Source organism: Planctobacterium sp. AWM4_229, assembly GCF_056160305.1.
The window spans coordinates 532,102-545,255 of record NZ_JBSWWX010000004.1 but is presented as its reverse complement, the minus strand read 5'-3'; the positions used below and the strand labels follow the sequence as shown (position 1 = coordinate 545,255).

Here is a 13,154-nt window from a genome sequence, read left to right as displayed (position 1 = left end):
GATTCCCGACTTTACTTTGTGCACTCCACGTTTCAACGCACGGGGGACAAACTTCGATGCCCTTCACCTAATCGAAAAAACTGCACAATCAACCAGAGAGGTTTAAACCATCCCTGGTGAGGGCTTTGATTCCCGACTTTACTTTGTGCACTCCACGTTTCAACGCACGGGGGACAAACGTCCCTGTGAGGGCTTCCGGCCTGGCCGTCCGTTGGACCAGTCGTGCGCCCCTAGCCGAGCAAGCTCGTCTCAAGACGGGGCTTACCCCTTTTCAACTTGGTCGAATTCCAGTTCTACCGGGGTAGAACGGCCAAAGATAAGTACCGATACTTTCAAGCGGCTCTTTTCGTAGTCCACTTCTTCCACAACACCGTTGAAATCGGCAAAAGGACCATCGGTAACGCGAACCACTTCGCCTGGTTCGAACAAGGTTTTTGGCTTCGGCTTGTCCACAGACTCTTGTAATCTGTTCAGGATGGCATCGGCTTCGCGCTTGGTAATTGGCGCAGGGCGATCAGAAGTACCGCCGATAAAGCCAAGCACACGAGGAATGCTTTTAACCAAGTGCCAGCTATCGTCGTTCATTTCCATTTCGACTAATACGTAGCCTGGAAAGAATTTGCGCTCACTTTTGCGCTTTTGACCAGCACGCATTTCCACAACTTCTTCGGTAGGAACCAAAATCTCACCGAAATAGCCTTCCATTTCGTGCATCTTGATGTGTTCTTCCAGGGTCTTCTTAACACGGCCTTCGTAGCCAGAGAACGCCTGTACTACATACCATCTTTTTACGCCTTCAGACATGCTTACGCTCCTATTCCGGTAATAAAGCCAACGACCCGAACAATGATGCCATCAAGGCCCCAAAGCAACAAGGCAACAACGGCGGTTGCAGCAAGTACAATCAAAGTAGTTTGAGTGGCTTCCTGACGAGAAGGCCATACTACTTTGCGCACTTCGGTGCGTGACTCTTTGGCAAAGTTGACAAAGGTGCTGCCTTTTTCAGTGTTGGCTGCAATCAGCAAACCAATAATTACCGCAATGACCACACCAATGGCGCGATACAATACGGAAAACTCACCGAAATAGTAGTTACCACCTACGGCGCCAGCCAAGAATAAAATGGCTATGACCCATTTAATGCTGTCCATTGCACCGGACTGATTAACTGCGTTATCACTCATCGTTTAACCTGTTACCTCAAACTCAACCCATCCGGATTGATATTAAATATGGCAGGGGTGGAGGGACTCGAACCCCCAACCATCGGTTTTGGAGACCGCTGTTCTACCAATTGGAACTACACCCCTGTAGCAGCAGTGCCAGCACTACTGTTTACTTTAAAATAGTTACACTCGCCTTGTCGTTTTTTTGAAGCTTATCAGGAGATAAAGGATTCAGAAGTAAGGCGGGAGCGGTATTATACTGATTGTCGATTGTCTTACAAGCTTTAATCTGTTGCAAACGACAGTTAAGCACTAACCTAAAATTTGTCTGATAAAATATTCGTCACTCATCCGACAGGTTGATATAATGGCCGCTTGTCCAAAATTAACCTGTTAACAATTTTCTATGAAATTTCCCGGTCGCCGCAAGCACAAACACTACTTCCCGGTTCAAGATAAAAACTCCCTGATTGGCCAGTTCCACAAAGCAGAACCATTACAGCACAGCTATATAGTGGGCATTGATCAGGTGTTGGTTGATATCGAAGCCAAAGTTGGCGATGAATTTTTAGAGCGCTACAACCTTAAAAAAGGCATGTCGCAGTTAATCGAGGATGATGTCACCGAGGCGCTTTATGCAGAATTACAAGAAAAAGCCCTTATCAACTATGAGTTTGCCGGTGGCACAATTGGCAACACCCTGCACAACTATTCAGTTTTAGCCGACGACCGTTCAGTACTGTTAGGTGTGATGTCGGAAAACATTAAGATCGGCAGTTACTCCTATAAGTACCTAAGTAACACTTCCAGCCGCGTAGATCTCAACTACCTGCAGCCTGTAGATGGGCCCATTGGGCGCTGTTTTACCCTAATCGACAGCCAAGGCGAGCGCACCTTTGCCATCAGCCCGGCCATGATCAACAAGCTATCAACGGAATATGTAGATAAAGAAGTTATTCAAAACGCTTCCGCTTTGGTGTTCGCAGCCTACTCTATGCGCACCAACCCCGGTGATACCATGACCGAAGCTACGTTAAAGGCCGTAGAGTACGCCAATGAAGCTGGTGTACCAGTGGTATTGACTCTAGGCACTAAATTCCTGATTGAGCAAAACCCTGAGTGGTGGCAAGACTTCGTGAAAAAACACGTGGATATCCTCACCATGAACGAGGAAGAAGCCGAAGCTATTACGGGGATCCAGAACCCTCTACTTGCCGCCAGCAAAGCACTGGATTGGGTAGATATGGTGATGTGTACCGCAGGCCCGGTAGGACTATACATGGCGGGACATTGCGATAAACAGTATCTGCGGGAAACCGAGCAACAGTTCATCGATGCTGAAATCGCTGAATTTAACCGCTATGAGTACTCCCGCCCGATGCGCTTACAAGACTGTGAAGAGCCAGTAAAAGTATACAGCTATATCCCCCCTTACATGGGTGGCCCTGATAAGATCATGAATACCAACGGTGCTGGCGATGGTGCCCTGGCGGCAGTATTGCACGATATCTGCGCCAACGAATATCACAAGCTCAATGTGGAAAAATCCACTAAACACGAACAACCCGCTATCACCTACTCTTCCCTGTCGCAAATCAGCAAGTACGCCAACCGCGTAAGCTATGAAGTATTAGCTCAACATTCACCACGTCTAAGTAAAGGTTTGCCTGAGCGGGAAGAAGTGCTGGATATGGCATACTGGGCAACATAATGCAAAGTAGCATCACAAAAAAGCGCATCAATCGATGCGCTTTTTTGTTTCACCATCAACAAGCGATTACTCTGTTGCTGGTCCAGACGCAGTCATACAGTTTTTCACCTTTGTTGCCATCATCTGATACTGCTCTTCGAAGCCCGGCATGGCTGCTAGCTTCGTCAATGTCTCACTTTGCTCACTCATTTGAGCAAGAGGGATCTGACTGTTAATCGCTATCGCTAATGCCTTTTTATCCTTATAGGGAAGGTCTGCAATATATTTCGCCAATGACGAACTACTCAATGGATTGCTACCATCGACGGAATAGCGACATTCTATCTTGATGCTACGTTCAGCATTTTTGTTGCGACTGCCCGTAACCTGCAATAACTCTAAACTTTCTGAAACCACGGGTGCTTTGCGCGCAGCGGGCTCGGTTGTGAGTATTTTATCCGCTAAAATGCTATCAAAATCCGCTTCTGGTTCCATTTCCGCCACGGAACCTTGCGGCAGTCGCCCCGGTTGCGCGGTCCCTGCATCTGACTGTATTCCTTTTGGCGTAAAGTCTTGCCACTGGGAGACAAAAATCAGCGATACCAGTGTAACTGACGCTGCCACCGACAACCAACGATTGCGTTGGCTCAAAAACAACTTGGGTTTATTGTTACTGGCGACTCGGTGTCTGGCATATTCTAGTATTGCCTCATCAGTTTTAGCCGAAGCCTGCGCTTTATCGGATGCTTGATATAAATCCGAAACGAACTTTTCATCATTGTTTTCGTTAGTCATCATTTTCTCCCAGCACCCGACTTACACAGGTGCGCAGCTCTTTATAGGCGGCTCTTAACCTGGATTTAGCCGCCTCCAGACTCACTCCCGTTATTTGTGCAACATCACTGCGTGTCAGATTACCTTCTTCTTTGAGCAAAAAGGATTCTAATTGTGCTTTGGGTAACTTCTGTAAACAGTGGCTCAAAGCGGCTTTTTGTCTTATTTGCACAAGTTCAGCATCTGCTGTTTGACGCCAATCGGTTGCCATCTCCTGTATCGCTTCTGTCTCGACGATTACGCCAGATACCACCTCAAGATGCCGAAAGCGATCAATCATCAGGTTTCGGGCCATCTGATACAACCAGGTTGTAAATTTTGACTCACCTTTGAATTGGCGAATATTGCTCACCACTTTAAACCACAGCTCTTGCATTAGATCTTCAGCGCTTGCCGAATCCTTTACCTGCCTTAAGATAAAGCGAAAACTTCCACCTTTATGCCTGTTATACAAGCATTCAAAAGCAGCAAACTCTCCGCTGATATAAGCTTTTATCAGCTCATTATCTTCCAGTGCTTGCCATTGGGTTTCTGCCACTTGCATTCCTTTTACTGCTCATCTTTCTGATTAACTGTAGCGCGATATTGCACGATCAAAGATTCGACCACTTATCAGCGATAACCTCATCCATTACTGTTAGCAACAGGTGATTGTAATAACAACCAGGTTTCCATTAATCGGATAAACTCAGCCCGATAGCCGTGTTCATCTTGCCCTTTTGCCGCCCTGGCAGTGTTTAGCAATGCTTTGGCGTCCTTGTTTGAGACAAATTTTGAGCCGCGCATAAGCTGTCCCAATCCTGCGACACTGTGGGCAAACTTAAAGTCATTGTCGGTATCTGAAAATGCCTGGATTTGCTGTAGAGAAACGACTCGCTCAATCTTGCTACTTGATTCTCCCTGTGGTGCTTTATAGCGCAGCTTCACAAGGGCGACTTCATCGCTATTAATATTCTCATCGGCGGCAGTTTGATAGCGCAATTCATCCACCGAATATTGCTCGGCGCTTTTTAGTGTCAGTTCATACAAAGCGGTAACAGTATGACCTGCACCAATTTCTCCTGCGTCCACCTTATCGTTGTTAAAGTCCTCTTTGTTTAACTGCCTGTTTTCATAACCTATTAAGCGGTATTCATGCACCACTGCGGGATTAAACTCTACTTGAATTTTGACATCTTTTGCGATCACCTGCAGCGTTCCTGTTAACTGCTCCACCAGAACTTTGCGAGCTTCGTTAATATTATCAATGTAGGCCGCATTGCCATTGCCTTTATTAGCGAGTTGTTCGGTCAGGTGGTCATTGTAGTTTCCACTACCAAATCCCAGCACAGAGAGGGTTATTCCAGTTTCCCGCTGCTTCTCGATCAGTGCCATCAGTGCATTGTGATCGGTAGTGCCAACGTTAAAATCACCGTCGGTAGCCAGCAACACTCGGTTAATTCCATCTTTTTTAAACGCCTTTTGCGCCATCTGATACGCCAGTTGAATACCACCAGCCCCATTGGTGGAGCCTCCGGCTTGCAACTTCTCCAGAGCCTGAACAATACTTAAGGTGTCATCACCGGATGTGGGCTCCAGTACCACCCCCGATGCACCGGCATACACCACAATCGCTACGCTATCTCGGGCATCCAACTGTTTGCTTAACATAGTGAGGGCGCGTTTTAGCAAGGGCAGTTTATTGTCAGCAGACATGCTACCAGACACGTCCAATAAAAAGACCAGATTGGATGCTTTGCGCTGTGCATTAGACACCTGCTTGCCAGATAACGCCACCCGCAGAATGTGCTTGTTATTATCCAGCGGACTGCTAGCCATGCTGGTATCCACATAAAATGGCGTATCGTCTTGAGGTTGAGGATATTCGTAGGAAAAATAATTGATCATCTCTTCAAGACGGATGGCGTCTTGGGGTGGCGTCACCCCTTGATTCAGCATGCGTCGAACATTGGCATAGCTAGCAGTATCAACATCCACAGAAAAAGTAGATAAAGGCTGCTCAGCCACAGTCCAGACGCCATTTTCAGGAGTGTGTTGATAATTCTCTGTATTGTGTCCAATGACCGCGGTATCCGCCATGTGCAAATTACCCGTTACCGCAATTTTGCTAAGCCGACCGACTCGGTTCCTTATAGTGGGCTTTGCTGGCATGGAAGCTGGTTGCGAAGGGCTTACTTCGGCCAGTATCAACATTTCCTGTACGGGATTGGTTGTCGACTGTTTTGATGGTGAATTATCAGTGGTTTGTTGTAACGCGGCTTGATTGTCCGGCGATGTTTCTTTCGTTTGTTTTTCTGAACTGGAACAACCAGCGAGCAACGCCCCTACCACAACTGCGATAAGAGATACTTTATATAGGCCTTTCAAGGCTGGGGATAATTGACGGTTTAGCATTTTTTCACCTGTGTGTTTTACAACAATTACAAGTACAGACGCGGCTAAATCGAAAAGGGGGTTTATTTTTTTAAATCTTTCTCAAAATATGACTATGCGGTGCCGAATCTCAGCGACACCGCATATTCGCTGCATAGGTTAAATTACTGGATTTGCTCCATTCGGGCTTGCTTAGCGCTCAAGCGCACACGCTCTATAAAAACTTCTGTTTCAGTATTGGCTTGTCTGGCACTTGTTACGTCACTTACCTGCACTTCCATGCGGGTCGTCACAGTTGCGGCCAACGGCATATCAGCGCTATTAAGACCAAATTGTATGCGCTCTATCTCGCCATCACTGGAACGCAGAATATATTGCAACTGCGTTGAAGGTCTGCGCACCGCAACATCCGCCTTGCCATCACCATCGTAGTCTGCAGGAATGGGGATGTCTTGGGCTTGTAAGCCAAACTGGATACGCTGAATCTCACCATCAGATGAATTTAAGATATACCAGAACTGAGTGGAAGGTCTGCGCACTGCAATATCGGCTTTACCATCTCCATCGTAATCGGCGGGCACCGGGATATCGGCTTCTTGTAAACCGAAGTTATAACGCTGTATCTCACCATCGAAAGAATTCAGGATATACCAGAACTGGGTTGAAGGTCGGCGCACTGCAATGTCTGTGATGCCATCACCATCATAATCAGCAGGGACCGGAATATCTTCCTCCTGTAATCCGAAGTTGAATCGCTGAATTTCACCATCAGATGAATTCAGAATGTACCAAAACTGATTGGATGGGCGTCTTACGGCGATATCCGTAATGCCATCACCATCGTAATCTGCAGGTACCGGAATATCCTCAGCTTGCAAGCCAAAATTGAAACGCTGAATTTCACCATCAGAAGAATTTAAAATATACCAGAACTGATTAGATGGACGGCGCACCGCCACGTCGGCAATTTTGTCGCCATCAAAGTCACCGCTAACGGAGATGTCACCCGCATCCCGACCAAATTGGATCCTTTGAATATCATCATCCGACGAGTTTAGTATGTACTGAAAATAAGTGCTGGCGCGTCTTACTCCTACATCAGCTTTGCCATCGCCATCGTAATCATACGCCACAAAACGGCCGCTACTGTTGTTATCCGTGCTTTCCTGAACCGTGATGTCAAAGGCAGCCATACTTGTACTCTCTTCACCATCACTGACACTGATCACGATATTGCTGTAAGTGCCAACGTCACTACTTCCTGGGGTTCCTGATAACTGACCAGTACTGCTGCTAAAACTCGTCCAGGCGGGCTGATTGTCAATGCTGAAGGTCAATGTATCACCATCTTCATCTGCTGCTGTTGGGGTAAAACTATACAGCTCATTTTGTATAACCGATGTAGCTGGGGAGCCACTGATAGTGGGAGCCGTATTGTCATCTGAGCCACAACTAGTGGACTGTGTATTGTCCAATGGTGCGCAATCATCAGTATCGGCTACACCGTCATTATCATCATCAGAGTCTTGGTTGTTGCCCACGGTATCGTTATCCGTATCCAATGTTTCATCTTCGTTATAAGGAAAGGCATCTTCGCTATCAACAACACCATCATTGTCGATGTCATCAGCATTACTGGCATCTCTTGGACTGGCATCAGAAACATCATCAATGCCATCATTATCATCATCTGTGTCGTTCAGGTTGTTGATGCCATCCCCGTCAAAATCATCACTATCGTCCGACAGTGACTGACAACTGCCAAACGGGAAAAAGTTTTCAATACCCCAACTTTCAACCGCATTCACGTCCTGACAGCTGAGAGAACTTTGATTAAATTGCAGGAACGTCAGCTGATCTTGCAAGTGGGCAATGGGACGCATTGACGTCATTAGCAGATTCCGAACATCCAGCTGTCGCATGCTGCGCATATTCTGGAACACGTCTAAGGTTGTATCGTTACTACCATCCATGCTGAAGGTACTGAGATTCGGGAAGTTTTCCAATCCGTTTATGGTTTGAATATCGTAGTCGGTGGTGCAAACCAAAAAACCCACCTGAGCATTGGTTATAGCATCAGGGAACTTTTCAGCGATGCAATTGGAAAGCGCACTGTCTTCCAGCAATGCTCTGGCATCATCTATGGCTAAGGTTATTTCATCATTGTGAATAAGAGAGATTTGCTCTTTCACCTGATTGACAGCATATACGGCATCGGCACCGTCATCTTGTTCCCGGTCAACACCACAGGCGAAACTATCGAGACAAGTTAAGTCCGGAGAAGAAAATACTGCCACGCCAGAAGCCAGCCCAAACTCACTGGGATAAGCCATTACAGTGGTAAATTCATCTACCACTCCATAACCGCGACCAAAGGTGAATACCGTGCCTTCGCTTTCCTGTCGCAATGAATGACCAAGGCCCATATTGTGCCCAAGCTCATGGCCCAAGGTATCATAGCCACAAAACTGAGAGGTATCGCCAAAGGTGGTAAATGCAGCGGTTACGTTTACCGCGTAATCATAGTTAAACGACTGATTTGTATCGCCATTTAGCCAGCCCTGACCACATAACCCTTCTGGTAAATCGTTCAGCATCACCACAACAAAATCAGCGGAGTTGTCTACCCTTGCTTGCCAGATGGGGGTTAGCTCTGAATCAGGAATATCACCATCAGTGGAATCTTCACCACCATTACTGGAGAGATTATCCAGCAGCTGATCAGCACTGTATTGCTCAAGATCAGCCTGCATCATTGCGGCAAACTCCATCTGCACATTCATGCCACTTGCTTCGTAAATCGCATTGTTGGCAGTGATGTACTCTGTCAATTGAGCTTGGGTTTCTGGATAGGTAGCAACAAACTCATCTGTTACCACGAATAGAACACGAAACACCAGGTCTCCAGCCGCGGCAGATGAAGCTTTTACAGACTGGATACTTTGGCTTCTACCACCATTGATTGGCATAGGACTAACACCAGATTGACTAAGAGCCGGTGTGGCCTGCGGAAGGCGATAATCCGGATGTTCTCCACCCATCTTGTATTCTTTAACAAGTTTGCCATCTACAACGCGAAAGGTACCAAACTCAGTAGGTATCCAGGCAGAAAGCTTGCCATAGCGCAAAAACAATTGAACGTCCGGCAACCTTGGAGAAGCGTTGTTTTTGGCCGACCATATTCGCGTACTACCTTGCATACGAGACCGAGTTAGTTGTACCTCTAGCGTGCGAGAAAATATCGGTAGTTGCAATGCCATGCCGGGTTTAAGCTGCAACAACAATGCTTCGTTCACTACCAACTGAGAGGTGGCATTAGCTTGTCCTTTTAACTGTTCACTACTGTAATTAGTGACGAGCTGCCACAGTTGGGAGGAGTCTTCTGCCCGGGAGAAGGCGCTAATAAAAACCAGTAAAATCAGAAAAACATTGCGCAGAAATCGCTTTTTGAAATCCATGGGAGCATCCTTTTTGAAAGCACTGAAACCTGAAGACGATCTATCGGCAGTTTTTATGCACATAAATTTCTATGCATGTCATCAGGCGGGTATCAACTACTGCATAAGTGTAGTTACAGAACCAGGTTATTTCCTGTATTTGCGCTTAAAAAACTCTCAACATTAAGGCTTGCTCTGCTCCAGTTCAGCCGCTTCCTCTGCCTGTGATCTTTCTTGTTGTGCTTCCTCTTCATCCACAATAAGCAATTGTTCTTGCGCTAACTCTTCATCAATACGTGGATCTAAAGTGGCGGCAAGCGGCGAAGTAGTCACGTCAGAGGCACTCACCACGTAATCGTCAGGCTCCATTATTTCGCCCTTCTGCTTAGAGTTAATGTAACTCAGTGCCAAAAACATCAGCACTGAAAGTCCTGAGATGGCACCGTAAAGTGATTGATGTCCAAAATATGTCATGAGTTGTGCAATTACAGCAGAACCTATACCCGCGCCGACCCCAAAAGCAATGAGCAAAGCTGATGAAACGCCAACCCGCTCCTCATCAGACACTCGAGAGTTAGCAAGGGCTGACGCCAGTGGATACAAGGTAAAAGCAAACAAGCCGAACAAAAAAGTGAGTATGAAAGCCAGCGTTGGGCTAAGCGGTAACAAAAACAGCCCCAAAGCAACGATAAAAATCATCAGCGCATTAAAACGCAACAAACGACTACGGCGGATTTTGTCAGATAAAATCCCCATCGGCCATTGTGCCAGAAGACCCGCGACCACAGTGATAGACATAAAAAATGCGATATCTTCAGCACCAAAGCCCTCTTTACTGGCAAATAGCGGCGACAGGCCATAAAAACTGCCGTTGATCATACCCGCACATAGGATTGCCGTTAATGATTGTGGGATCACCTGAACAAAGCTAAACAAGCTCACTTTAATGGGTTTTAGAGGCTTAGGGTGAATACGTCTGGTGATGGAAATAGGTACCAAACCAATGGCCACCGCCATGCATACCAGAAATAGCACTGCTGAATCTAACTCGGTAAACCGGGAGAGTGCGAGCTGACCGGCCACCATGCCAAGATAAGAAGTGAGCATATAAACAGAAAAAACCCGACCACGGTTTTCAGGCTCCGCCTGCTCGTTGAGCCAGCTTTCCAACACCATGTAATTGCTCATCATGCCTAGCCCCACCAACAAACGCAAAACCAACCACAGGTACAAATTATCGCTCACGCCATGGGCGGCAATACAGGCAATAACGACGGCCGTGCTGGCACTGAAAGTGCGAATGTGTCCAACCGAACGAATGAAATGATAGGCTATCTTGGCCCCCAGCATCAGGCCAAGGTAGTAAAAAGAGGTCAGCATTCCAATCCAGAAAGTAGAAACTCCCTGCTTGCCCATGTAGAGCGCTAGCCAGGTAGTTAACAACCCGGTACCGCCTACCAGAAAAAGATTGCTGGAATAAAGAGAGAAAAACGCCCGCATGCTGGTCAAAAGATAATGAGAAGCTAAAACCGAGAGGTTAGTGTAAGTGCTTCAAAAAGCCAAGGCGCTTACGCAGAAGAAGCGCCAATTAGCTTATTTTGCGTCAATCCTGGTACCCGTGGTAGCCAACACCGCGTTTTCAGGTTCAGCGAAGCTAAACACATGCTGCATTGTCATGGCGATTTTTTCACCATTTTTTAAAGCCGGTTGATACTGCCATTGCGCCAGCGCCCGGCGCACGGATTTTTTAAAGGAACGATGCACCGAACCATCAAAGTCAATATCCTCCACCTTTCCGCTTGTGTTGACTTTAAAAGAAACCTGCACCTGGTCTGTAAGCCCTCTGCGCAGAGCTTGTCTGGGATACACCGGTGCCTCACCTTTAAGTAAAACAGGAGAAATCACTTTAGTTTCTACCTCTTTAATTACAGTTTTAGCTGCCGCGATAGTGATTATTTCAGGCTGTTTTTGAATCTCACTTGTATCTGCTTTTTCAGGTGCTACCAGCACGGTGTCATTGTTTTTCTCAACAGAGTCCGGTGCAGAAAACGAAGCAGCGGCCATATCAGGAACAACAGACAATTCAGTTACGGCAGGTAAATCAGTATTAGTAAATAAGTCTGAACTTTCCGAATCTGCCGGGGAAACCCCCTGCACTTTAACAACTTCCAGTGAAGTATCATCTGCCTCAGGCAATTCAGCAATAGGCGCAATTTCAGAATCCCCCTGCTCGGATTCTGTTTGCTGTACATTACCTGTTAGCTCCGAGTCTGGGGTTTCAGTAGATTCATGGGCAACTTCTGACATGCCTGTCGATAAGGACGTTTGAGATGGAACAACAACTTCAACATCCTGAGTCGTGTCTGGCCTGGCTTTAAGGCGAGCGGCTAAATTTTCTTCTGGCTGCGGCGCATTTTCAACTGTTATATCAGGCCCTAAACTGGACTCCACATTGCTGACAGGTGTTTCAGGTTCTACAGCATCGCGGGCAGCAGTGGCAAGTTCAGTTATTTCCGCAACTTCAGGCTGCTCTTCACCTTGTAAATTTAACTGGGCTACTGGCGTGTGCTGCTCACTGGCATTATCAGTAACCAAAATTAACAACACTAAACTCACTGAGCAAAGCGCTGCCAGAAGACCGGATTTACGCAACCTGGCATTGCCATTGGCACAATCGGTATGCCCTACAACACGCAATATGCGACTTTTCAGATCGCTACCAGAGGCTGCCATCGCCAACTCAGGTATGTTTTGAAAACGCGACATTTCAGCATCGGTAAGAGTTGTAGCATAAGCCACCGGATTACCCACATGTGCCACAGCAATATCGTCGCAACAGCATTCACGCTCCATACGGATCTGGCTGGATACCCAACGCACGGCTGGATGGAAAAACAATAATAATTCCACTAAAGTCTGGAAAAAATTGATGATGTAATCGTGGCGTCTGACATGAGCCAATTCATGCATCAAGAGCATCTCTAATTGTCCCGGTGTCAAGCCCACCACCATAGACGAAGGCAATAATACCACCGGCTTCAGCCAACCAATGGCCATCGGCACGTCTACCTTGTCTGAGATCAGCAAGCGCGTAACTGGATTGACCTCCAACTTGTGCAGTAACCCCTCAAAAAGCTGTTGTAATTGTGGCTCAGGCAAATACGTTGACTGATGAGGCAACTGGCAAACCCCCACCATTTGTAAGGCAACTCTGGCGCTCAGTAATAATACACCCGCTATCCAGCAAAGGGGCAGAAACGGCAATACTCCATGAACAAGCTGAACATTGAAAAAATCCAACAACTCAGCCGTGGCATAAGACACGCCTTGCACACCCGAATCAGTCAAGGCTTCTCCAAATTGTGCAACTGTACCTGAAACCCCGGTAACCACCTGCTGCATATCGATAGCTTGAAAGGATGTTTCTGGTGTGTAGAGTAATAAAAATGTGGCAACAGGAACCACCACACAAAGTACTAACGTGAATAAAGAGATGCCGTAACGCAGTTGTGAATAGCGAGCAGGAATATTTTTGAGCAGTAGAAATAAAACCAAAGCAAGCAACAAACCTTGCCAGGCAAAATGTACCAGAGTGTGTGCCAATGCGTGCAACGCTGCATTGTTGGCAATGAGGTTTAACCAATCCATGATTGC

At 46.8% G+C, this 13,154-nt stretch carries 9 protein-coding genes and 1 tRNA gene; 1 reads left to right on the top strand and 9 read right to left on the bottom strand.

From position 1 onward, the window contains the following. Window positions 1-261 precede the first annotated feature (261 nt). The 3 genes from nusG to ACXAGP_RS11660 form a co-directional block, all read right to left on the bottom strand. Complete coding sequence (gene nusG / locus ACXAGP_RS11670) at window positions 262-804, bottom strand: transcription termination/antitermination protein NusG (RefSeq protein WP_475261545.1); 543 nt, start codon at window positions 802-804, stop codon at window positions 262-264. 2 nt (window positions 805-806) lie between these two features. Then, window positions 807-1,184 carry a preprotein translocase subunit SecE gene (gene secE / locus ACXAGP_RS11665; RefSeq protein WP_475261544.1) on the bottom strand — a complete coding sequence of 126 codons (378 nt, stop codon included), beginning with the start codon at window positions 1,182-1,184 and terminating at the stop codon, window positions 807-809. Between the two features lie 49 nt (window positions 1,185-1,233). Then, window positions 1,234-1,310, bottom strand: a tRNA-Trp gene (locus ACXAGP_RS11660). 262 nt (window positions 1,311-1,572) lie between these two features. On the opposite strand from ACXAGP_RS11660, the gene ACXAGP_RS11655 reads away from it, so the two are divergent. Next, the gene (locus ACXAGP_RS11655; RefSeq protein WP_475261542.1) at window positions 1,573-2,877 is read left to right on the top strand and encodes an inosine/guanosine kinase; all 1,305 of its coding nucleotides are present in this window, start codon (window positions 1,573-1,575) and stop codon (window positions 2,875-2,877) included. 66 nt (window positions 2,878-2,943) lie between these two features. Here the strand turns inward: ACXAGP_RS11655 and ACXAGP_RS11650 are convergent, their stop codons facing one another. The 6 genes from ACXAGP_RS11650 to ACXAGP_RS11625 all read right to left on the bottom strand — a co-directional run bounded on the left by ACXAGP_RS11650 (window position 2,944) and on the right by ACXAGP_RS11625 (window position 13,148). Further along, the gene (locus ACXAGP_RS11650) at window positions 2,944-3,654 is read right to left on the bottom strand and encodes a hypothetical protein (RefSeq protein ID WP_475261541.1); all 711 of its coding nucleotides are present in this window, start codon (window positions 3,652-3,654) and stop codon (window positions 2,944-2,946) included. After that, on the bottom strand, window positions 3,644-4,228 hold the full coding sequence (locus tag ACXAGP_RS11645; protein ID WP_475261540.1) for a sigma-70 family RNA polymerase sigma factor: 585 nt from the start codon (window positions 4,226-4,228) through the stop codon (window positions 3,644-3,646). Before ACXAGP_RS11645 ends, ACXAGP_RS11650 begins: the two co-directional genes overlap by 11 nt. A gap of 86 nt (window positions 4,229-4,314) precedes the next feature. Beyond that, complete coding sequence (locus ACXAGP_RS11640) at window positions 4,315-6,084, bottom strand: vWA domain-containing protein (protein WP_475261538.1); 1,770 nt, start codon at window positions 6,082-6,084, stop codon at window positions 4,315-4,317. A 143-nt stretch (window positions 6,085-6,227) separates the two neighbouring features. Next, window positions 6,228-9,521 (bottom strand): FG-GAP-like repeat-containing protein, encoded by a 3,294-nt coding sequence (locus ACXAGP_RS11635; protein ID WP_475261536.1) that lies wholly within the window; start codon window positions 9,519-9,521, stop codon window positions 6,228-6,230. Window positions 9,522-9,683: 162 nt separating this feature from the next. Beyond that, window positions 9,684-11,000 (bottom strand): MFS transporter, encoded by a 1,317-nt coding sequence (locus ACXAGP_RS11630; RefSeq protein ID WP_475261535.1) that lies wholly within the window; start codon window positions 10,998-11,000, stop codon window positions 9,684-9,686. A 93-nt stretch (window positions 11,001-11,093) separates the two neighbouring features. Beyond that, window positions 11,094-13,148 (bottom strand): TonB family protein, encoded by a 2,055-nt coding sequence (locus ACXAGP_RS11625; protein ID WP_475261534.1) that lies wholly within the window; start codon window positions 13,146-13,148, stop codon window positions 11,094-11,096. Between the last annotated feature and the right edge of the window lie 6 nt (window positions 13,149-13,154).

Coding starts and splice junctions, on each gene's coding strand:
- ACXAGP_RS11630 (WP_475261535.1), bottom strand. CDS start 11,000: ATGCGGGCGTTTTTCTCTCTTTATTCCAGCAATCTTTTTCTGGTAGGC.
- ACXAGP_RS11640 (WP_475261538.1), bottom strand. CDS start 6,084: ATGCTAAACCGTCAATTATCCCCAGCCTTGAAAGGCCTATATAAAGTA.
- ACXAGP_RS11625 (WP_475261534.1), bottom strand. CDS start 13,148: ATGGATTGGTTAAACCTCATTGCCAACAATGCAGCGTTGCACGCATTG.
- ACXAGP_RS11650 (WP_475261541.1), bottom strand. CDS start 3,654: ATGATGACTAACGAAAACAATGATGAAAAGTTCGTTTCGGATTTATAT.
- nusG (WP_475261545.1), bottom strand. CDS start 804: ATGTCTGAAGGCGTAAAAAGATGGTATGTAGTACAGGCGTTCTCTGGC.
- ACXAGP_RS11635 (WP_475261536.1), bottom strand. CDS start 9,521: ATGGATTTCAAAAAGCGATTTCTGCGCAATGTTTTTCTGATTTTACTG.
- secE (WP_475261544.1), bottom strand. CDS start 1,184: ATGAGTGATAACGCAGTTAATCAGTCCGGTGCAATGGACAGCATTAAA.
- ACXAGP_RS11655 (WP_475261542.1), top strand. CDS start 1,573: ATGAAATTTCCCGGTCGCCGCAAGCACAAACACTACTTCCCGGTTCAA.